The following is a 21,059-nucleotide window of genomic DNA, read 5'->3' as shown; positions in this document are numbered from 1 at the left end:
TTTCCACTCCGAGGTGGGGGCCTGCGGACGGCCGGGGTGTGAGGACTGGTTACCGTGGGGGGTGTGTACCGGTTTCTCCTCACCCCGCGCTGGCTGAGCGGCACCGCGCTGGCCGTGGCGGCCGTGGCGGTGTGCGTCTGGCTCGGCTCCTGGCAGCTCGGACGGTTCGAGGACCGGGTCTCCTCGCACCAGGAGATCAGCAGGGCGGTGACCGACTCCGGCACGCCCCGCCCGCTCGGCGAACTGCTCGGCGCCGGCCGGCCGGAGGTCACCACCGACACCGTCGGCCGCGCCGTGACCGTCACCGGCACCTTCGACCAGGAGCACCAGCTGCTCGTCCCCAACCGGGTGCTCGACGGCCGGCAGGGGTACTACGTGCTCACCCCGCTGCGCACCCCCGACGACCGGACCGTCGCGGTGGTCCGCGGCTGGGCGGCCGGCCAGCCGTCGCCCGGGACGACACCGTCGGCCGCGCCCACCGGTGAGGTGACCGTCGGCGGCCGGCTGCAGGCCGGCGAGACCAGCGGCAGCGGCGGCGCCGTGGCCGGCGGCCTCCCGGAGGGGCAGCTCGGTACCATCAACCGCGCCGCGCTCGTCAACAAGCTCGCCCTCGACGGCTGGTACGACGGCTGGGTGTCCGCCGACGCCGCGCCCGAGGGGCTCACCCCGGTGCCGACCGTCCAGCCGCAGGGCGGCGACGGCCTCTCCCTGCGGGCGTTCCAGAACCTGGGCTACACGCTGGAGTGGTTCGTCTTCGGCGGCTTCGTGGTCTTCATGTGGTTCCGCCTGGTGCGCCGTGAGGCGGAGGCCGAGCAGGACCGGGCCCTCGGACTGGACCCGGTCCTGGACTGACCCGGCTGGCCGCGCGTCGGCGCGCCAGGCGGTCAGTGCGTCAGCCGGTCAGCGGGTCGGCTTCACCGGCGGCACGGCCGGCTTGGCCGGTACGGACGGAGTCGGCACGGCGGGCTTCGGCGCGGTCGGACTCGGCGTCGTACCGGTCGGGGACGGCGAGGCGGTCGGCGGCGGGTTGTCGCACCGGCGGCTGCTGTTGCCGCTGCCGCTGCCGTTGCTGTCGTCGTCCGAGTTGTACGTGTCGCTGTGGTGCCGCGTCGTGCGGCCGCCCTTGGAGCCCGACGAGCCCTTGGAGCCCGACGAGCCCTTGGAGCCCGACGAGCCCGACGAGCCCTTCGACCCCGACGACCCAGACGAGCCCTTCGAGCCCGAGCCCGACTTGGCGAGCACCACCACCCCGTCCTCCTCCCCGGCCTCGGCCACCGTGGTGCGGAACGCCGCCTTCACCGCCGTGGAGCCGGCCGTCGGCAAGGGGAGGGACGACGGAGCGGCGGCGGACGGGGCCGCGGACGGGGCGGCGGACGACGGCGAAGCGGCCGGCGGACAGGCCGCACTCCCGCCGCCACCGCCACCGCCGTCCTGACCCGAGCAGCCGGTGAGCACCAGGGCCCCGGCCACCCCCGCCCCCAGGATCGTCAGCAGGCGTCTCACCCGTACCCCCCGTTCACTGTTCGCTACTTCCGCGTGTCCGCGTGATTCTCGCCGACCGGCGCGCCGTCGAGGTACCGACGGACGAAGTCGATCTCCAGCCGCAGCTGCTTGATCCGCTCGTCGACGACCAGCGAGCCGTGTCCGGCGTCGTACCGGTACACCTCGTGCGGCTTGCCGAGCTGCTTCAACCGCTCGACGTAGTTCTCGATCTGCCGGATCGGGCAGCGCGGGTCGTTCACCCCGGCGCTGATGTAGACCGGCGCCGCGACCCGCTCGACGTACGTCAGCGGCGAGGAGGCGGTCCAGCGCTCGGGCACCTCCTCCGGCGTGCCGCCGAAGAGCGTGCGGTCGATCGCCTTCAGCGCCTCCATCTCGTCGTCGTACGCGGTCAGGTAGTCCGCGACGGGCACGGCCGCGACACCGAGGCTCCACAGCTCGGGCTGCACACCGAGCCCGAGCAGGGTCAGGTAGCCGCCCCAGGACCCGCCGGACAGCACCAGCCGGTCCGGGTCGGCCAGCCCGCTCGCCACCGCCCAGCCGCGGACGGCCGCGATGTCCTCCAGCTCGATCAGGCCGATCCGCTCGCGCAGCGCGTCCGTCCAGGCCTGGCCGTAGCCGGTCGAGCCGCGGTAGTTGACCCGGACCACCGCGAAGCCGTGGTCCAGCCACGCGGCCGGTCCGGCGGCGAAGGAGTCGCTGTCGTGGTGGGTCGGGCCGCCGTGGATCTCGAACACGGTCGGGAACGGGCCGTCCCCGGCCGGGCGCTGGACCAGCGAGTGCACCCGGCCGCCCGGCCCGTCCACCCAGACGTCCTCGACCGGCACCGAGCCGGGCGGGACGGCGCCGGGCGCGCGCAGCACCACGGTGCCGGCGGTCGAGCGCACGGCGGACGGCTCGGCGGCGGAGGACCACAGGAACTCCACGGTGCCGTCCGGGCGGGGCGTGGCGCCGCCGACGGTGCCGCGCGGGGTGTCCAGCCGGGTGAGCACGCCGTCGTCCAGGGAATAGGAGAACAGCTCGCTGCGCGCCTCGTACTCGTGCTCGATCAGCAGCGTGCGGGCGTCCGGCCGCCACTGGGCGGAGAGGTCGCCGGGCAGTTCGCGGCCCTGCTCGTCGCGGAGCGCCAGCGCGGTCTCCGCGCCGGTCGCGACGTCCCAGATCATCGGCTCCCAGCGGCCGGTGCGCTGGTGGGCGACCAGCAGCCGGGTGTCGCCGTCGACCGGCGCGAAGCCCAGGCAGGCGACCCCGCGCGGGTGGTCGTGGCCGGTGACCTCGTCCAGCTCGGCGACGGTGGCGAGGGCGGCGCCGTCCTCGGGGAGGCGGACGACCCGGATCGCGCCGTGCATGGCGTCACCGTGCTCGGTGTGGTCGATGGCCAGCAGGGTGCCGTCGTGGCTGAGGTCGCCGACACCGCCGTACTCGGCGTGCCGGTAGATCTCGACGGCCTCGGCCGCGCCGGGGCGGCGCAGGTGCAGGGTGGTGCCGTCCTCGTCGGTGGAGCGGCCGACCACCACGGTGCCGTCCCGGCCCAGGGCGAGGCCCGCCTCGTAGGACGGGGCGAGGCCGGGGACGGCCTCCTCGTCCGGGCCCGCGGCGCCCTCGGGGCGGCCGGCGAAGGGCTGGCGGCGCCAGATGCCGTACTCGTCGCCGTCGTTGTCGTCGAACCACCAGATCCACTCGCCGTCGGGGGACAGCTCGGCGTCGGTGGTGCCGTTCGGGCGGTCGGTGGCCCGCCGGTGGACGTCGGTGGCGCGGTCCCAGGCGTAGACCTCGTAGGTACCGCTGGCGTTGGACACGTACAGCGCCCGCTCGGGGGCGTCCTCGGCCCAGTCCGGCAGGGACACCCGTGCCGCCCTGAACCGCTGCTCCCACGCCGGTACCGCGCTCTTCTCCTCGCTCATCCACCCATCCAACCCGATCGGGGCGGGGAAACGGAACGGGACGGGGAAACGGAGCGGAGGGGAGGACCGGCCTCCGGTCTCCGTTCCGCTGTGCTCACCCCGTCCGGCGGGGCAGCAGCTGGACCAGGGCCGCCAGCAGCACCTCCAGGACCACCAGCGCCGCGAGGCTGCGCCCGAAGGCGCCGGCCGGGTCGGCGGCGCCGTAGTAGAGGATGCCGATCAGCGCGACCCCGAGCGCCCCCGCCACCTGCTGGACGGTGGCCACCACGCCCGCCGCCGAGCCGGCCAGCCGCGGTTCGACGCCCGCCAGCACCACCGAGGTCACCGGGGCGATCACCAGGCCCATCCCGAGCCCGTCCACGAACAGGCCCGGCGCCAGCCACCAGACGCTGCCGGTGGCACCCGCCAGGTGCACGGCCGGCAGGAGCAGACCCAGGCCGGCCGCCATCAGCAGCCCGCCCAGCGCGATCGTCTGCCGGCCGAGCCGGGCGGCCACCCGGTGCGCGGCGGTGGAGGTCAGCAGGTAGCCGAGGCCGATCGCGGTGAAGACCAGGCCCGCGCCGAGCGCGTCCAGACCGCGGCCCGGCTGCAGGTAGAGGGCGAGCACCAGGAAGAACGACGCCTGGCCGAGCCAGAAGGCCAGCTGGGCGAGCAGGCCGGTGGTGAAGGCGCGGTCGCGGAACAGCCGGGTGTCGACCAGCGGTGAGCCGCCCGCCCGTCCGCTCCGGTGCTGGTGGACGGCGAACAGCGCGAGCAGCGCCGTCGCACCGCCCAGGCAGAGCCCGGTCCAGAGCGGCCAGCCGCTCTCGCGGCCCTGGATCAGCGGCAGCACCAGCCCGGTCAGCGCGAGGGTGATCAGCGCGACGCCCACCGGGTCGAGGCCCGGCCGGTGCGGGGCGCGCGACTCGGGCAGGCAGCGCTTCACCAGGGCCAGGGCGGCGAGACCGATCGGCAGGTTGAGCAGGAAGCAGCTGCGCCAGTCCAGGCCGAACAGGTCGGCGCGGATCAGCACCCCGCCGATCAGCTGGCCGAACACCGCCCCGAGCCCCATGGTCAGCCCGTACATCGCGAACGCCCGGGCCTGCGCCGCGCCGCTGTACGCCGTCCGCAGGATCGCCAGCACCTGCGGGCCCATCAGCGCCGCCGCCAGCCCCTGGGCGACCCGGGCGCCGACCAGCGTGCCCGCCGTCGGCGCCAGGCCGCAGGCCACCGAGGCCAGGGTGAACAGCGCCAGGCCGAGGCCGAACACCCGCCGCCGGCCGTACCGGTCGCCGAGCCGGCCGGCGGTGACCAGACCGGCGGCGAGGGCGAGGCCGAAGCCGGCGACCACCCATTGGACGGCGGCCGGCCCGGCTCTCAGGTCGGCCTGGAGGGAGGGGATGGCGACATTGACGACGAAGACGTCGAGGGCGGTCATGAAGGTGGCGGTCAGGACCACCGGCAGCAGACCGCGCGGGGGGTTCGCGGCGTCGTTCTTCGGACCGGAGGCGGTCGGGCGGGCGGTGGCCCGGGCGGCCAGGGTGCTGGACAACGTGGCTTCTCCTGAGGTTGTGGGGCGTTGCGGGGAGTTGCGGACCGGGGCGGGCGCTGGTGGCCCGCCCCGGTCCGCGGCGACGGCGGGGCGGCTCAGACGCCGGGGACGCGGTCGAGGAAGCCGAACACCGAGGCGATCCGGCCCGCCGCGTCGGCGACCAGCACGTCGAAGCCGATCACCAGCGGCTCCTCACCGGCCGGGCCGAGGTTCCACGTGAAACGGGCGATGTCGTGGTGGGCGTCGACCGGCCCGAGGGTGAACTCCAGGCCGGGGAACTGCGCCTGGGCCGCGCCGATCAGCGCGTCGACGCCCTCGCGGCCGGTGACCGCGGCCAGCGGGTCGGTGTAGCTGCCGTCCTCGGCCCACGCCTCGTCGATCAGCTTCCGGCGGGCGGCCGGGTCGGTCTCGTTCCAGACGGCGATGTAGCGGGCGGCGAGCTGCTGGAGGTCGGTCGGCAGGGTGGCGGTCATGGTCTTCTCCGTTGTCCTGTGCGGTGGTTGGCGGGTCGTTCCCGCTGGTCAAAAACTTACGGACGGCGGGCGGCGGGCGAATCCGTCACGGATAGGTAGGGGTGTACGTAGGTCGGCGCCAGTAGGGTCGGGGCAGCGGGAGGGAGACCGGGGTGCTGTACGGGCGGGAACGGGAGCGGGCCGCCGTCGACGCGCTGCTCGACGGGGCGCGCGGGGGACGCAGCGGCGTCCTGGTGCTGCGCGGCGAGCCGGGGATCGGCAAGACGGCCCTGCTGGAGTACGCGGTGGCGGCGGCCGGCGAGGACGTCCGGGTGGTGCGGGCGACCGGGGTCGAGTACGAGGCCGAACTCCCCTTCGCGGGCCTGAGTCTGCTGCTGGCGCCCGGCCTGGACCGGCTGGACGCCCTGCCCGGACCGCAGCGGCGCTCCCTGGCGGGGGCGTTCGGTCTCGGCGAGCCGGTCGGCGGCGCGGACCGGCTGCTCACCGGACTCGCCACGCTCGGACTGCTCGCCGAACTCGCCGCCGAGCAGCCGCTGTTGTGCGTCGTCGACGACGTGCAGTGGCTCGACCGCTCGTCCCTGGACGCGCTGCTGATCGCGGCCCGCCGGCTCCAGGCCGAGGGCGTCGCCCTGCTGCTCGCCGCCCGGGACGCGGGCGCCGGTTCGGGCGCCGCTGCCGGGCCGGACCTCGCCGCCGGGCCGCCGCTCGCCGGCCTGCCCGAGCTGCGGCTCGACGGCCTCGCCGAACCGGACGCCGCCCGGCTGCTCGACCACCGCACAGGTGGGGCACTCACCGGGCCGGCCCGACTTCGCCTGCTCGCCGAGGCGGCCGGCAACCCGCTGGCCCTCGTCGAACTCCCTTCCGCAGAACAGGACTTCGGCTCCGGTGGGCTCGCGCTCAGCAGTCGGCTGCAGATCGCCTTCCACGGCCAGGTGACCGGCCTGCCACCCGCGACCCAGACGCTGCTGCTGGTCGCCGCCGCCGAGGAGAACGGCGAGCCGGACGTCGTCCTGGCCGCTGCCGCCACGCTCGGAGTGGGCGCCGAGGCGCTGGCGCCCGCCGAACGGGCCGGGCTGATCGCCCTCGACGCCGACCGCCGACTCGTCTTCAGGCACCCGCTGCTGCGCGCCGCCGTCCTCCAACGGGCCCCGCGCCAGCAGCGGTTGGCCGTCCACCGGGCGCTCGGCGAGGTGCTGGAGGAGGGCGACCGGCGCACCTGGCACCTCGCGCTGGCCGCCACCGCGCCCGACGCCGGGCTGGCCGACGCGCTGGAGCGGACCGCCGCCCGCGCCGAGGCCCGCGGCGCCCACGGCGGCGCGGCCGCCGCGTACGAGCGCGCCGCAGGCCTCACCCCGGACCGTGACGGGGCCACCCGGCGGCTCGTGCTCGCCGCCGAAGCGGCCACCGAGGAAGGCAAGTTGGACCGGGCCGAGGCGCTCGCCGAACGGGCCGGCGCGCGCACCGACAGCGTCTTCGCGCACGCGCTGCTCGACCAGGTCCGGGCCGTCGCGCACTTCTGGCGCGGCGCCTACCCGGCCGCGTACCGGCTGCTGCTGGACGCCGCCGCCACCGACATCGAGCCCGCGCACGCGGCGCGGATGCTGCTCCAGGCCTTCCACACCGCCTGGTACGTCGGCGAGGAACCGGTGGCCACCGTGCTCGACCGGCTGGCCGCCCTCCCGCTCGGCCCGGACGAACCGCTCGCCCCGCTGGCCCGGCACCTGCCGGCCGCCGTGCTGCCCGCGCTGGGGCGTCCCGCCGCTCCCGTGCCCGACGTGCGCGCCACGGCGGAGGCGGCCCGGAAGGCGGGGGCGGAGAGCCCGGTCGACCTGGTCCAGCTGTGCGGTGCGGCGCTCGTCCTCGGGCGGGACCACGAGACGCTGGACCTGGCCGCGGAACTCGTCGCCGAGGCCAGGGCCAAGGGGGCGGTCGGGGTGCTGCCGACGCTGCAGTTCTTCCTCGCCGAGGCCGAGCTGTTCCACGGCCGGCACCGCGACGCCGAGGTGACGGCGGCGGAGGGGTACGCGCTCGCCCGGGACACCGGCCAGCGCCAGTGGACCAGCCAACTCGCCGCGCTGCTGGCCTGCGTGGCCGCCCTCGGTGGGGACGACGCGCGGTGCGCGGAACTGGCCGGGGAGGCACTGGTCTCCGGTTCGGCCGCACCCGCCGCCGGGGAGCCGTGGGCGCACTGGGCACTCGCCCTGCTGGACCTCGGGCGCGGCCGGGCGGCCGCCGCCGCCGACCGGCTGCACACGCTCACCACCGGGCCGTACCGGCACCACGTCGGCGCCACCCGGGCGGTGCCCGACCTCGTCGAGGCGGTCGTCCGACTGGGCGGGTCGGAGCGGGCGGCCGAACCGTACGAGCGCTTCGCCCGCTGGGCGGCCGCGGCGGGGACGCCCTGGGCGGAGGCCCTGCGACTGCGCTGCCAGGCGCTGCTCGGGCCGGCCGAACTCGCCGAGTCCGCCTACCGGGCGGCCCTCGACCTGCACGAGGGCGCCCACCGCCCGTTCGAACAGGCCCGCACCGCCCTGCTGTACGGCGAGTGGCTGCGCCGGGAGCGCCGCCGTACGGATGCCCGGCCCCACCTGGGCGCCGCCCTGGAGACCTTCGAACGCCTCGGCGCCACCCCCTGGGCGGACCGCGCCCGCACCGAGCTGACGGCGACCGGCACCCCCGCCCCGACCCCGGCCGCCACCCCGGCGGGCGTGCTCACGGCCCTCACCCCGCAGGAGCTCCAGATCGCCCGCCTGGCGGCCCGGGGGCTGACCAACCGGGACATCGCCGCGCAGCTCTTCCTCAGCCCGCGCACTGTCGGGCACCACCTCTACAAGGCCTACCCGAAGCTGGGCGTCGCCTCCCGGACGGAGCTGGCGGCGCTGTTCTGAGCCGGCGGGCCCGGTCCGTCGCGGCGGGGTGGTTCACTCGCGCTCATTGCAACGAACGGCCCGCCCCTGCGTTGCATTCAGCTTCAAGACCATTGCAATGAATGCCCTTGTAGCTGCTTAGCCTGGGGTTTTGTTGCCTCGTTTGGCGTTGACGGATCCATAAACGCAATGTAGCTTCTTGCTCGTTCGGAAATTCACGAACACCAACGGGTGGGAGACACACAGCATGACCAGCAAAAACGGCGGCTTTTCCGCGGTGGGCCTGCGCAAGGTGCGCGAGGTGCTGACGCGGCACGTCGAATCCGGCAAGGTCCCGGGCGTCGTCGCCCTCCTCGGTCGCGGCGACGAGACGCACGTCGAGGCGATCGGCACGATGCGCCACGACGGCGGCGCGCCGATGGCCCGCGACACCGTCTTCCGGATGGCGTCGACCTCCAAGCCGGTCTCGGTGGCCGCGGCCATGATCCTGCTCGACGAGTGCCGGCTGCGGCTGGACGACCTGGTCGAGACCTGGCTCCCCGAACTCGCCGACCGCCGCGTCCTCAAGCGGATCGACGGCCCGCTCGACGACACCGTGCCGGCGCGCCGGCCGATCACCGTCCGGTCCGTGCTGACCTCCACCTTCGGGCTCGGCATGGACATCACGGCGCTGGGCAGCCCGATCATGGGCGCGATCATCGAGAACGGCCTCACCCCCGACCTGCCGGAGCCGATGCCCGAGCCGGACGAGTGGCTGCGCCGCCTCGGCACCCTCCCGCTGATGCACCAGCCCGGTGAGCGCTGGCAGTACCACATCGCCAGCGACCTGCTCGGCGTCCTGGTCGCCCGGGTCAGCGGCCAGTCGTTCGAGAGCTTCCTGCAGGAGCGCCTCTTCGGCCCGCTGGGCATGGTGGACACCGGCTTCCACGTGCCCGCCGAGAAGCTCGACCGGCTGCCCGCCCTCTACGCCCCCGACCCGCGGACCGGCGAGTTCCACGTCTGGGACGAGGCGGCGGGCGGCCGCTGGAGCAAGCCCCCGGCGTTCCCGGGCGGTGGCGGCGGCCTGGTCTCCACCGTCGACGACTACCACGCCTACTTCCGGATGCTGCTCAACGGCGGCCTGCACGGCGACCAGCGGATCCTCTCCCGCCCCGCCGTCGAGCTGATGACCACCAACCGCCTCACGCCCGAGCAGACCGCCCAGCGCGAGACCCTGGCCCGGGACAACGTCCACCTGTCGTACGGCCAGGGGCAGCACGGCGGCTGGGGCTGCGGCATGGCGGTGCGCACCTACCGCGGCGACTACGCGCCCGTCGGCCAGTTCGGCTGGGACGGCGGCAGCGGCACCTCGACCTACGCCGACCCGGAGTACGGGATCACCGGCATCGTGCTCACCCAGGTCGGGATGACCGTCCCGAGCTCGGCCCGCCTCATCCACGACTTCTGGAGCACCGTCTACCAGGCCGTCGAGGACTGACCGGTCGCCGACCGGGCGCTGACCGGTCGCCGACCGGTCGGCCCCGGCCCGTCCCGCCCGGCGGAGCTCACCGCCGGGCGGAGCACCTGGCCGGAACGGTTGCCGACCCGGTTGCCGACCCGGTGGCCGGAACGGTGGCCGGGGCGGAGGGCCTACGCGGAGTGCCGGAGGGCGACCCCGGCGTTCGCCCGAGCCCGTACGGCCAGGTCGCGGCCGAGCGCGTACGCGGCCGAGACCAGCGTCATGTGGTGGTGCCAGCCGGTGAACGAGCGGCCGGAGAAGTCCAGCAGGCCGAAGTCCGCACCGAGCCGGTCCACGGCGGTCCGGGTGGTCGCGGCGGTGTCGAGCAGCGCGAGCACGCCCGGGGCGTCCTCGACCAGATTGGTGAGCCAGTACCGCCGGGACCCGTCGGCGCCGTCGCCGTCGCCGTGCGCCCACAGCCGGTGCACCGGCGCACCCGGTACGGCGGCCGGACCGGGCGGCAGGACGGGCGCGCCGCGCAGCGCCGGCTGAGGGGCTCCGGGCGTCCGCGGCCGGCGGCGCGGGAACAGCGACTCGGCCGGCACGGTGCCCCGGTGCACCCGCCCGTACCGGCCCGTGGTGGCCTGGAGCACCGGCTGGACGGCCTGGCCGCCGCGGACCTCCAGCAGGTACGGCACGGAGCGGCGGGCGAGCGCGCCGGCCAGCCGGAGCGGCTCGTCCACCACGGTGAGGTCGGCGACCAGCGGGGCCACCGGGTGGTGGGCGGCGAGCCGGTCGACCATCCCGATCAGCAACTCGGCGACCGGGGACGGGGCGACGTCCTCGGGGATCCGGGCGCGGGTGCGCCGCTGCGGGTCGGCGGTCCAGCTCGGGTCGAGCAGCAGCGACCAGTCCACCGGGAGGGCGTCCCGGTCGGTGGCGACGAACAGCCCGGGCGCGGCCTGGCACTTGATCGTGCGTCCGGCCTCCGGGACGAACCGCCGGTGGACGCCCACCGCCTGGTCGCCGCGCTTGGGGATGACCGCCAGGGTGGCGGTCCAGGCGCGGACCGGTCGGCGGCCGACGGCGAGGTCGGCGAGCACCCGGCGGGCCGGGCGCCAGTCCCAGGGGCTGCCGTTGACGAACTGCTGGAGCGAGAGCGAGGCGGTGGCCGCCGTCGGCCCGGGCGCCAGGCTCGCCGCCATGTTCGCCAGCGACTTGCGGCCGGGTGCCGCGAGCAGCCCGTGCAGGTAGGCCCGGGCCCAGCGGCGCTGGTCGGTCCGGTTCAGGTGGGCGAAGACCTGTTCGGCGAATCGGGAGACCGCGGCTTCGCCGACCGGTGACAGGGGTTGCGCGTACATATGAGCTCCCCGAGATCGTGTGGTGCCGTGAGGTGCCGTCCTCGGAAGAATAGCGAACGATCGCTTTGTTTTTGAGTCCCCGGGGATGCGAGATCGGTTTTGGCAAGTCTCGGCCCCCGGTGGCCGACGGGCGCGCCATGGTCGGCGGTGGCGTCGTCGGTGGCGTCAAGCGGGCTGCGGGAGTGGCGGGTTGGCCCTGGGCGGGGGACGTCGGTCAGCGGGCCGCGCCGGGGGCAGCTGGGCCGGGGGTGGCCGGGCCGGCCACCGCGCGACGCCAGAGCCGCTGGAGCCGCTGTCGGATCTCCTCCGGAGTGGCTGGTCCGGTGTCGCCCATGGGGGCGGTGCCGCGGCGCAGTGCCGCCGAGCCGGCCACCAGGCAGTGCATCAGGGTCTCCAGGTCGGCGTCGTCCAGGTCCGCGTCGTCGGGATCGGCGCGGTCCGGGCCGGCGCGGTCCGGGCCGGTGTCGTCCGGGTGCGCGGTGGTGTCCGTGGCCGCGGTGGACCGCTCACGGGCCAGGCGGTCGCGCAGACCGGGGCTCCAGGCCGTGTGCCAGTTGCCCGCCGACTCCGGCTGCTCCCAGGAGAGCCGGGCGGCTGCCCGCACGCTCGGCTCCTCGTCCAGCAGTTGGGTGAGCGTGTCGATCAGCCCGCCGACGCTCTCGTCGCACCGGCCGCCGCCGTCGGCGGTTTCCGGTACCGCGGCCCTGGTGAGTGCGGCGGCCTGCGTGCGGACGGCGTCTGCCAGTGCGGCCTTGGACGGGAAGTGGAAGGTGAGCGCCCCCATGGTGACCCCGGCGGTCTGACTGACCCGGGCCAGCGAGGTGCCCGCGTATCCGTGCCGGTCGAACTCCGTCGCTGCGGCCTGCAGGAGCGCCTGACGGGTCTGCCGGGCCCGCTCCTGCCTCATCGGCCACCGCCGGCGGGGCGATCGGCAGGGGTGCGGTGTGTTCGAGGGGTGCGCGGGCGGGCCGCCTCGGGGGCGGCCGGCGGGTGAGGATGGCCGAACCACATGGTGGACGTGGCTCCTTAGGAGGCTCGGAGGTGCCGGTGCGTACCGGCGCGGTGACACTCCGACGCTACGCTCCGGCGTACGCGTGCGTCCGGCATCCGGTGGATCCCCGGGGCGGATTTGGCACGTCCTTTTCAAATCCGCTGGAACGTCGGGAGGTTGGCGCGCGGGGGAGCGTCCGGGTGCCCGCCGGCGAGGTGGGCGCGGTACCAGGGCGCGGCGTCGGCGAGCCGGTCCAGCGGCCCCGGCCCGGGGTCGGTACCGGCCAGTCGCCAGATCTCCGCACTGCGGTACCAGTGGTCGCGGGCCATCAGTTCGAGCTGCCGTTCCCCGAACACCCCGGGCACCCGGCGAAGTTCGGCGACGCAACGCTCCCACGGCCAGTCGGCGTCCGGCGCCGGCGGGAGTACGCCGTGCTCCGCGAGCGCCGCCAACAGCCGGTCAATGGAGACCGGTTGAGGATGTCCGGCGTGGAACACCCCGGACGGGGCCGGCGGTTCGGGCGCGAGCGCGAGCGCGGTGATCAGCCGGGCCAGGTCGGCCACCGCGACCAGCGAGAGCAGCGCCCCGCCGCCGTCCCAGCGGGCCGGCACCCGCCGGAGCAGGTCCGCCAGGCAGGGCACCACCCAGCGGTCACCGGCGCCGAGTACCAGCGGCGCGCGCAGGACGACCGCCCCGGCGTCCAGGGCCGCCCGTTCGCCGGCCAGCCTGGTCCGGCTGGCCGCCGAGACCGGGGCGGGCGCCACCTCGTCCACGAGGATGTCCCGGTGCGGGCCGGCGCCGTACACGGCGGACGTGGAGAGGTGGACGATCCGCCCGACCCCGGCCCGTCCGGCCTCCCCGAGCAGCACCCGCGAGCCGTCCACGTTGACCGCGGCGCACGCCTCCTCCGAGCCGGTGACCAGGGAGGCGAGGTGGATCAGTACGTCGGCGCCCTCGGCCGCGCCGCGCAGCGTGGCGGGCTCGGCGAGGTCCGCCGTGACCGGCACGGTCCCGGCCGGCGCGGCGGTACGGGCGAGCGCCCGGATCTCGCCGACCTCGGGCCGTGCGCGCAACGCGGCCAGGACGGCGGAGCCGATGAAGCCGCTCGCCCCGGTCAGCAGAACCGTCGGCCGCCGGCCGGTACCCGACCGCGCGCCGTCCTTCCCCCGTACCTCCGTCATGCCGACCGCATCCCCTGCATCACTCCGTGCCCCGCCGCCTGCTTCGTCCCCTGGCCCGCCGCCTGCATGCCTCCGTGCTCCGTCCCCTGCTCCGCGAGGAAGGCGCGCAACTCGGCGACCACCGGCGCGGTCGCCATGCCGGGCAGCAGGAACCACCACAGCTGGGCGATCCGCTCCGGCAGGTCGGCGCGCCCGGTGCGCAGGTGGGACATGATCTGCGACCCGGTGTACGCGGCGACCAGCACCTGGGAGAGCTCCTCGATCGCGACGTCGTCGAGCAGTTCACCGGCCCGACGGGCGGCCTCCAACTCGGCGCGGAACTGCTCGGCCCACATCTCGTACGGGCTGAAGTCGCGCAGCCCGAGCTGCCCCTGCTCGACGGCGAGCGTCACGCCGGCGCGCAGCAGCACGTTCCCCTGCAACTCGTCGGCCAGGTAGAGGTTGAGGTCGATGAGCTGGCGCAGCCCGGCCGGCCGCTCCGGGAGGTCGAGGTCGGAGGCCTGCTCGTTCATGACCGCCCTGGCGAGGTCCTCCTTCGACTTGAAGTGGAAGTACATCGCCCCCTGGGTAGTGCCCGCCTGATTGATGATTTTGCTGACGCTGGAACCACTGAAGCCGTACTCGTCGAAAATCTGCGCAGCGGCGCGCAGGATCGTCTCGCGGGTGCGTACGGCACGTTCCTGCTTGGCCCTTGCCACGAGTAGCTCCAAACGCCTCGACAAACAAAAAGAACGACCTCTATGTTATTCGTCAAGAGGCTCGGCGTACACATCGGAGCGCCGATCTCCCACCTTGCCTGTGGCCACTCTGGGGGAGTGCATCCATGTTTCGCACAGTCCACAGCACCACCGTCACCTGCGCCGTCGACGAAGCCGTCCCGTTAGCTCCGCCCGTCTCCGTCCCGGCCGCCGTGCCCAAGGAGTACGTGCACAAACAGGCCTCCGAGGAGGTACTGCTGACGGGCTGGGAGCAGTCGGCCGAGAACTCCTTCCGGATCACCGCCCGCTGGCCGCGCGACCACCGCACCTACGGCGTCCGCGACGGCCAGCACGACCCGATGCTGCTGGTGGAGACGGTCCGGCAGACCTTCCCACTGCTCTCGCACGTCGCCTTCGACGTCCCGCTCGGCCACCAGCTGATCTGGGACCACTTCGGCTACGCGCTCCTCCCGGGCGGCCTGCGCGCGGGCGCGTCCGCCGCCGTCCCGCGCCAGCGCACCCCCGGCGAACCCTGCCGGACGGCCGGCCACGACGAGGTGCAGATCGACGTCGTCTGCGAGGACGTGCTCCGCCGCGGCAACCGGGTGGCCGCCCTGACCCTCGCCTACGTGGTCAGCCGGGCCGGCGAACCGATCGCCACCGCACGGACCCGCTTCACCGTCCAGACCCCCGCGATCTACCGACGCCTGCGCGGCGACAAGGGCGACCCCACCGAGATGATGGCGCGAGCCCTACCGCTCCCCACACCCATCCCGCCGACCCTGGCCGGCCGCGAGACCCCCCACGAGGTCCTGCTCGCCGCCACCGACCGCGCCCACCGCTGGCAACTACGGGTCGACACCAACCACCCGACGCACTTCGACCACCCGGTCGACCACACCCCCGGCCTCCTCCTCCTGGACGCCGCCCGCCAGGCCGCCCAGGCCCTCCACCACCCGACCCCGGTCACGGCCATCGCCATGGAGTGCGACTTCCGCCACTACGTCGAACTGGACGAACCCTGCCTGCTCGACGCCACCCCCCTCCCCCCCGACCCCACCCACGGCCACCGCGTCCACCTAACCCTCCACCAACCCCCCGGCCCCCCAGCCTGCACAATCCTCCTCACCACCACCCCCACCCCCTGACCCCACCTCACCCCCGGCGCGGATACGAAGTGGGGCCGGGACACAGCCATGTGTCCCGGCCCCACGTGTCGCGATCGCGTCTGTCCCCCCGAACTCCTGAGGGTCAATCACTCAGGCAGGGGGCAACAACGACAGGGGCCCTGCCGGATTTCTCCGGCAGGGCCCCTGCACTGGGTCGGGGTGGCGGGATTTGAACCCACGGCCTCTTCGTCCCGAACGAAGCGCGCTACCAAGCTGCGCCACACCCCGGTCTTTCTGTTTGTCGCTCCGTCTCCTTCGCGACGAGTAGAACTCTACCGGACGCTCGCCGAGAGACGAAATCCGGTTTCTCGGCGAGCGGGGTGGGTGGGTCAGTGGGGGGTCGGGGTGAGGGTGAGGAGGGTGGCCTCAGGGGGGCAGGCGAAGCGGACGGGGGTGTAGCGGTTGGTGCCGCAGCCGGCGGAGACGTGGAGGTAGGAGCGGCGGCCGCCGGCCTGGTGGGTGGAGAGGCCCTTGACCCGCTTGGCGTCGAGGTCGCAGTTGGTGACCAGGGCGCCGTAGAAGGGGATGCAGAGCTGGCCGCCGTGGGTGTGGCCGGCCAGGATCAGCGGGTAGCGGTCGGCGGTGAAGGCGTCGAGGACCCGCAGGTAGGGGGCGTGGACGATGGCGAGGGAGAGGTCGGCGTCGGGGGAGGGGCCGCCGGCGACCTCGCTGTAGCGGTCGCGCCGGATGTGCGGGTCGTCCAGGCCGGTGAATTCCAGGTCGAGGCCGCCGACGGTGAGGCGGCCCCGGGTGTTGGTGAGGTCGAGCCAGCCGACCGCGTCGAAGCCGTCGCGCAGCTTCTCCCAGGGGTTGTGGACGGCGCCGGTGATGCCGCGGCGGGCGCTGCCGTCGGGGTTGTTCATGCCGTGGGCGCCGGTGCGCATCGCCTGGAGGTAGCGGGCCGGGTTCTTGCGGGCGGGGCCGTAGTAGTCGTTGGAGCCGAAGACGTAGACGCCGGGGAACTCCATCAGCGGGCCGAGTGCGTCCAGGGCGGCCGGGACGCCGTCCGGGTCGGAGAGGTTGTCGCCGGTGTTGACGACCAGGTCGGGCCGCAGGCCGGCGAGGCTCTGCAGCCAGCGCTGCTTCTTGCCCTGGCCGCTCACCATGTGGATGTCGGAGACCTGCAGTACCCGGATGGGGCGGGCGCCTCGGGGGAGGACCGGGACCTCGACCCGGCGGAGGCGGAAGGAACGGACCTCGTACCCAACGGAGTAGGCGAGGCAGGCGGCGCCGGTGGCGGCGATTCCGAGGGGAACGGAGTACAGCGGTCGCATCGGTCCATGCTCTCAGACGGTGGATCAGCAGGTGAACTGTCGGTGGGCGTACGGGGTCGGAGGGAGGGACGGACGGGGGAGGGGGCGCGGTCATGCCTCGTGCTGTTCGCGCCGGGCCCGCAGGGCCCGGACCTTGTGGCGGTTGCCGCACCGTTCCATCGAGCACCAGCGTCGCCGCCCCGGCCGCGAGGTGTCGACGAAGAGGAGGTAGCAGTCGTCGGCGCCGCATTCGCGGATCCGGTCGGCGTGCGGGCCGGTGAGCAGGGTGATGGCGTCGCGGGCGAGGGTGGAGGCGAGTTGCTCGCCGTCGCCGGGCAGGGGTGCCGCCGCGGTGCCGTCGGGGGCGATCTGCGGGACGAGCGGCGGCCGGGCGGCGGCCCGGTTGAGGACCGCGTGGTCGGCGGTGATGGCAGGTGCGCCGGTGCCGCGCGCGCGGGCCGCGGTGAGCCGCCAGAGGGCGTCCCGCAGGGTGCGGACGGCGGCGAGCTGGTCGTCGCTGATCCGGACGGCGCCGGGCGGCAGCCCCAGCCGGGACTGTCCGAGCCAGTGCTCCAGGTCGGACGGCCGGTGCAGCACTTCGTAACGGGCGTAGGGGCCGGGGCCGCCGGTGGGCAGCAGTTCCAGACAGAGCGCGCCGGGGTCGAAGTGGAACCGCGTCCCGCCGGGGGAGTGCAGGACCAGGCCCGGTGCTCGCTCGTCGATCATGTAACCACTTTAAGAGGTTATCGGCGGAGAGGGAAGGGCGCCAGGAGGGGGCAGACGTGGTCCGGGGTTAATGGTGGGCACCGGAACCTCGCAGGTGGGAGACTCGGGCCCATGACCACGCTCAAGGAGCAGCTGCAGGAGGACCTCACGGCTGCCATCAGGGACCGGGACGAGCTGCGCTCGTCCACCATCCGGCTCACGCTTTCCGCCGTCACCAGCGAGGAGGTGGCCGGTAAGACGAAGCGCGAGCTCACCGACGCCGAGGTGCTGAAGGTGATCGGCCGGGAGGCGAAGAAGCGCCGGGAGGCCGCCGAGGCGTTCGGTGCCGCAGGCCGGGCCGAGCAGGCCGCCCGTGAGGTGGCCGAGGGCGAGGTGCTGGCCGGGTACCTGCCGAAGCAGCTGTCCGACGAGGAGCTGACGGCCATCGTGGCCGCCGCCGTCGCCGAGAGCGGGGCGGTCGGGCCGCAGGGCATGGGCGCCGTGATGAAGCTGGTGCGGCCGCAGGTCGAGGGCCTGGCCGAGGGCGGCCGGGTGGCCGCCGTGGTGAAGGCCGCCCTCGCCGGCTGATCCCACCGCCGGTCAGCCGCGACGCAGCAGCAGCCAAGCAGCAGCAGGCCGGCAACAGCAGCCAAGCAGCAAAAGGGGCGCCCCCCGAGCTCGATGCTCGGGGGGCGCCCCTCGTCGCGTCCGGTGGGACGTCCGCTCAGTGGCCTCAGTGGCCTCAGTGGCCTCAGTGGCCTCAGCGGCGTCAGTGGCGGCCGCGCCCGTTTCCGTTCCCGTCGCCGCCGTTCCCGCCGCCGATCACGCCGGGCGGGAAGGTGAACCCGCCGCCGATCACGCCGCCCGCGTTGGTGCCGGGGCCGCCGGGGTTCGGGTTGGCCGGCGGCGGCGGGTTGCCGCCCGCGTTGGGGTCGCCGGCCGGCGCGGTGGCCGGGGCGGTGGCACCCGGGCTGGCGTTCGGGTCCGGCTTGGGAGCCGGGTCCGGGATGTCGATGGTCTGGAAGGTCTCCTTGGGGGAGCCCTTCAGCGCGCCGTCCATGGCCATCTTCCAGATCGGGCCGGGGCCGGTGGCACCGAAGACGCCGTCGGCGCCGTAGTACGTGTCGCCGATCTTCATGTTCTTCATCTCGACACCGCCGGTCGGGCCGCCGATCCAGACCGCGGTGGCGAGCTGCGGGGTGTACCCGCTGAACCAGGCGGCCTTCTTCTTGTCGGTGGTACCGGTCTTGCCGGCGATCTGGCGACCGTCCTCCAGACCGAGGGTGGCGCCGGTGCCCTTCTCGGTCACGTTGAGCAGGACGGTGTTCAACGCGTCGGCGGTCTGCTCGGAGAAGACCTGGGAGCAGGTGGTCTGCGGGACCTTGACGTCCTTGCCGTCGACCGTGCTGATCTTGTTGATCGCGATCGGGGTGCAGTGCTTGCCGCGGGCGGCGAAGGTCGCGTAGACGTTCGCCATGGTCAGCGGCGACATCTCCTTGGTGCCCAGGGTGATCGAGGGCACGACCTCCAGCTTGGCGCCGGAGGCGGTGGTGGTGATGTTGAGCTTGTCGAGCATCTGCTTGACGGGGCAGAGGCCCATCTCCTGCTCCATCTGAACGAAGTAGGTGTTGACCGAGAGGGCCATCGCCTGCTTCAGCTCGTAGGGGCCGACCTCGCTCTTGCTCTCGTTCGGGACGTAGCGCTCGTTGCCCTTGTAGGTGTTCTTCCAGGTGCCTTCGCAGGTCTTCATCGTCGGCCACTCGATGCGGTTCTCGGACGGGTACGGCTTGGTGGGCGCCATACCGTTCTCGAGCGCGGCCGCGGCGATGATCGGCTTGAACGTCGAACCGGGCTGGAAGCCGTTGCCGCCGCCCATCGCCGCGTCGACGTTGAGGTTGACGACGGTCTGGTTCTTGGACGGCTCCAGGCCGTACGGGCGGGTCTGGGCCATCGCCAGGATCTTGCCGGTGCCCGGCTCCATCATGGTCGCGGCGGCCGACACCGGGTCGGTGACCTTGACCCTGCCGGTGACCGCGGCCTGGGCGGCGGCCTGCTTGTCCGGGTCGAGGGTGGTGTAGATGTTCAGACCGCCCTGGTCCCAGAACTTCTTCCGCTCGGCGGCGTTCTTGCCGAAGGACGGGTCCTGCTTGACCACGTGCCGGACGTAGTCGCAGAAGAAGCCCATGCCCGCCTGGGCGGTGATGCAGCCGTTCTGCGGGTCCTTGTACTTGAGGCCCAGCGGGGCGGCCTTGGCCTCCTTGGCCTGGTCCGCGGTGACGTGCTTGTTCTCGACCATCTTGTCGATCACGACGTTGCGCCGCTTCACCGCGTTGTCCGGGAAGCGCACCGGGTCGTACTGCGACGGGTTCTGCACCAGGCCGGCCAGGGTGGCGGCCTCGGCGATGGTGAGGTCCTTGTTGCTCTTGCTGAAGTACCGCTGGGACGCGGCCTCGATCCCGTACGCCTGGTGACCGTAGAAGGTGATGTTGAGGTAGTTGGTGAGGATCTGGTCCTTGGTCAGGTCCTCCTCCAACTTGATGGCGACCTTCAGCTCCTGGATCTTGCGGCCCAGGGTCTTGCGCTGGGCCTCCAGGACGGCGGCCTGGTCGTCGCCGGCCTTCTCGACGTTGACGTTCTTCACGTACTGCTGGGTCAGCGTCGAGGCGCCCTGGGAGGCGGTGCCGCTCTCCGCGTTCTTGCTGATCGCGCGGAGCACACCCTTGAGGTCGACGGCGCCGTGCTCGTAGAAGCGCGCGTCCTCGATGTCGACCTGGGCCTGCCGCATGTACGGCGACATCTGGTCGGCGGCGAGGACGGTCCGGTCGCGCTCGTAGACCTTGGCGATCAGCCCGCCCTTGGCGTCGAAGATCTGGGTCGCCTGGGTGAGCGGCGGCGTCTTGAAGTCGTCCGGGATGTTGGAGAAGCCCTCCGCCGTGTTCCTGGCGGTCAGCCCGAGCGCGCCGACGGCGGGCAGGGCCATGCCCGCCAGCAGTACTCCGGACAGCACGCTGACCCCCAGGAACTTCACTCCGTGTCCCGCGTAGTCGAGCGGTGACCCGCGGCGCTTGCCGCGCGGAGCTCCGGTGTTGCCTGGGGGCTGGGGTGCCTGGGGGCGCTTCGGTGCCATGGGAGAACCCTACGTTGCCGAATGCCGCACACCGGGGCAGGTGTTCGCCTACGCTTGTCACAAGCTTGCGACAGCTTCGCTGCGTCAGCATCGGTCACTCTTGTGAGTGATGAGAATTGCCCGAATTGTCTACTGCTGGCACGTTTTTGGGGCAGCTGTCGGCGGCTGCACGCCTGTGTCCGGTAGCACTGTGTGACGGTCCGCGTGGCGAGAGTGGCGCTCATGACCTTGGCAAGGCTCGCGACCTGCGATCACTCCAACGAGTGAGCTGATCGCCACCCATAGTCCAATTGGGTCATTCGAGATTGAGCCCGAAGGGGCTGTTGCAAGCTGTCGTTCTTCCGTAACGTCCTCAACTGGCAACGGTGAATATGCCGTTGCCGCCGTGGGGGAGCCTCGATTCGGGAGAGGACGGCGCCGGCATGGGCTGGGTAGACGACTGGAGTGCGCAGGCCGCCTGCCGCACGAGTGATCCGGACGAACTGTTCGTCCAGGGGGCGGCGCAGAATCGCGCCAAGGCGGTGTGCAGCGGGTGCCCCGTGCGCACGGAGTGCCTGGCGGACGCACTGGACAATCGGGTGGAGTTCGGGGTCTGGGGCGGGATGACCGAGCGGGAGCGCCGGGCGCTGCTGCGCCGTCGGCCGACCGTGATCTCGTGGCGGCGACTGCTGGAGACGGCCCGCACCGAGTACGAGACCTCGCTGGCCACCGGCGTGATACTGACGGACTACGCCCAGGCGGGCTGAGTCCCCGCACCGGACGTTCCGAGTCGGGGGGCTCGGGTCGGGGGCCCGGGCTGACGGCCCGGGCCGGACCGGCGCGCAATGACCGGTGCGCAATGACTGGTGACCAGTGATCCCT

17 protein-coding genes and 1 tRNA gene are annotated in these 21,059 nt (G+C 73.6%); 7 read left to right on the top strand and 11 right to left on the bottom strand.

Annotation, left to right across the window (positions count from 1 at the left end):
• Positions 1–63: 63 nt before the first annotated feature.
• On the top strand, positions 64–852 hold the full coding sequence (locus ACFP3U_RS19195) for an SURF1 family protein (RefSeq protein WP_380226787.1): 789 nt from the start codon (positions 64–66) through the stop codon (positions 850–852).
• 82 nt (positions 853–934) lie between these two features.
• Positions 935–1,435 carry a hypothetical protein gene (locus tag ACFP3U_RS19190; protein ID WP_380226786.1) on the top strand — a complete coding sequence of 167 codons (501 nt, stop codon included), beginning with the start codon at positions 935–937 and terminating at the stop codon, positions 1,433–1,435.
• Positions 1,436–1,526: 91 nt separating this feature from the next.
• On the opposite strand, the gene ACFP3U_RS19185 is transcribed toward ACFP3U_RS19190, so the two are convergent.
• From ACFP3U_RS19185 to ACFP3U_RS19175, 3 genes are all read right to left on the bottom strand, one after another.
• Complete coding sequence (locus tag ACFP3U_RS19185) at positions 1,527–3,404, bottom strand: S9 family peptidase (RefSeq protein ID WP_380226785.1); 1,878 nt, start codon at positions 3,402–3,404, stop codon at positions 1,527–1,529.
• Positions 3,405–3,498: 94 nt separating this feature from the next.
• Positions 3,499–4,935 (bottom strand): MFS transporter, encoded by a 1,437-nt coding sequence (locus ACFP3U_RS19180; RefSeq protein WP_380226784.1) that lies wholly within the window; start codon positions 4,933–4,935, stop codon positions 3,499–3,501.
• A gap of 95 nt (positions 4,936–5,030) precedes the next feature.
• A complete protein-coding gene (locus ACFP3U_RS19175; protein ID WP_380226783.1) occupies positions 5,031–5,408 on the bottom strand; it encodes a nuclear transport factor 2 family protein in 378 nt (125 codons plus the stop codon).
• A gap of 152 nt (positions 5,409–5,560) precedes the next feature.
• Between ACFP3U_RS19175 and ACFP3U_RS19170 the strand changes: the two genes are divergently transcribed.
• Positions 5,561–8,296 carry a helix-turn-helix transcriptional regulator gene (locus ACFP3U_RS19170; RefSeq protein WP_380226782.1) on the top strand — a complete coding sequence of 912 codons (2,736 nt, stop codon included), beginning with the start codon at positions 5,561–5,563 and terminating at the stop codon, positions 8,294–8,296.
• Between the two features lie 226 nt (positions 8,297–8,522).
• Complete coding sequence (locus tag ACFP3U_RS19165; RefSeq protein WP_380226780.1) at positions 8,523–9,752, top strand: serine hydrolase domain-containing protein; 1,230 nt, start codon at positions 8,523–8,525, stop codon at positions 9,750–9,752.
• A gap of 152 nt (positions 9,753–9,904) precedes the next feature.
• On the opposite strand, the gene ACFP3U_RS19160 is transcribed toward ACFP3U_RS19165, so the two are convergent.
• The 4 genes from ACFP3U_RS19160 to ACFP3U_RS19145 form a co-directional block, all read right to left on the bottom strand.
• Complete coding sequence (locus ACFP3U_RS19160; protein WP_380226779.1) at positions 9,905–11,074, bottom strand: IS701 family transposase; 1,170 nt, start codon at positions 11,072–11,074, stop codon at positions 9,905–9,907.
• Between the two features lie 214 nt (positions 11,075–11,288).
• Positions 11,289–11,981: a TetR family transcriptional regulator gene (locus ACFP3U_RS19155; RefSeq protein ID WP_380226778.1), complete on the bottom strand. Its 693-nt coding sequence runs from the start codon at positions 11,979–11,981 to the stop codon at positions 11,289–11,291.
• A 236-nt stretch (positions 11,982–12,217) separates the two neighbouring features.
• On the bottom strand, positions 12,218–13,246 hold the full coding sequence (locus ACFP3U_RS19150; RefSeq protein ID WP_380226777.1) for an NAD-dependent epimerase/dehydratase family protein: 1,029 nt from the start codon (positions 13,244–13,246) through the stop codon (positions 12,218–12,220).
• Positions 13,243–13,944 carry a ScbR family autoregulator-binding transcription factor gene (locus ACFP3U_RS19145; RefSeq protein WP_380226776.1) on the bottom strand — a complete coding sequence of 234 codons (702 nt, stop codon included), beginning with the start codon at positions 13,942–13,944 and terminating at the stop codon, positions 13,243–13,245. The genes ACFP3U_RS19150 and ACFP3U_RS19145 overlap by 4 nt, the downstream gene beginning before the upstream one ends.
• Positions 13,945–14,069: 125 nt before the next feature.
• Between ACFP3U_RS19145 and ACFP3U_RS19140 the strand changes: the two genes are divergently transcribed.
• Positions 14,070–15,092, top strand: coding sequence for a ScbA/BarX family gamma-butyrolactone biosynthesis protein (locus tag ACFP3U_RS19140; RefSeq protein WP_380226775.1), 1,023 nt, complete (start codon positions 14,070–14,072; stop codon positions 15,090–15,092).
• Positions 15,093–15,267: 175 nt separating this feature from the next.
• Here the strand turns inward: ACFP3U_RS19140 and ACFP3U_RS19135 are convergent.
• The 3 genes from ACFP3U_RS19135 to ACFP3U_RS19125 all read right to left on the bottom strand — a co-directional run bounded on the left by ACFP3U_RS19135 (position 15,268) and on the right by ACFP3U_RS19125 (position 17,092).
• Positions 15,268–15,341, bottom strand: a tRNA-Pro gene (locus tag ACFP3U_RS19135).
• A 101-nt stretch (positions 15,342–15,442) separates the two neighbouring features.
• Entirely contained in the window at positions 15,443–16,387 is a 945-nt protein-coding gene (locus tag ACFP3U_RS19130; protein WP_380226774.1) for a metallophosphoesterase, read from the bottom strand.
• A gap of 90 nt (positions 16,388–16,477) precedes the next feature.
• On the bottom strand, positions 16,478–17,092 hold the full coding sequence (locus tag ACFP3U_RS19125; RefSeq protein WP_380226773.1) for a CGNR zinc finger domain-containing protein: 615 nt from the start codon (positions 17,090–17,092) through the stop codon (positions 16,478–16,480).
• A 111-nt stretch (positions 17,093–17,203) separates the two neighbouring features.
• Between ACFP3U_RS19125 and ACFP3U_RS19120 the strand changes: the two genes are divergently transcribed.
• Positions 17,204–17,659 (top strand): GatB/YqeY domain-containing protein, encoded by a 456-nt coding sequence (locus ACFP3U_RS19120; RefSeq protein WP_380226772.1) that lies wholly within the window; start codon positions 17,204–17,206, stop codon positions 17,657–17,659.
• Between the two features lie 181 nt (positions 17,660–17,840).
• Here the strand turns inward: ACFP3U_RS19120 and ACFP3U_RS19115 are convergent, their stop codons facing one another.
• Complete coding sequence (locus tag ACFP3U_RS19115) at positions 17,841–20,198, bottom strand: transglycosylase domain-containing protein (RefSeq protein ID WP_380226771.1); 2,358 nt, start codon at positions 20,196–20,198, stop codon at positions 17,841–17,843.
• Positions 20,199–20,620: 422 nt separating this feature from the next.
• Here ACFP3U_RS19115 and ACFP3U_RS19110 point away from each other — a divergent pair, with 422 nt between their 5' ends.
• On the top strand, positions 20,621–20,944 hold the full coding sequence (locus ACFP3U_RS19110; protein WP_037779213.1) for a WhiB family transcriptional regulator: 324 nt from the start codon (positions 20,621–20,623) through the stop codon (positions 20,942–20,944).
• Positions 20,945–21,059 lie beyond the last annotated feature (115 nt).

The sequence above is a fragment of the Kitasatospora misakiensis genome (assembly GCF_042656005.1).
Lineage (GTDB): Bacteria > Actinomycetota > Actinomycetes > Streptomycetales > Streptomycetaceae > Kitasatospora > Kitasatospora misakiensis.
This window is presented reverse-complemented; position numbering and strand designations above follow the sequence as displayed.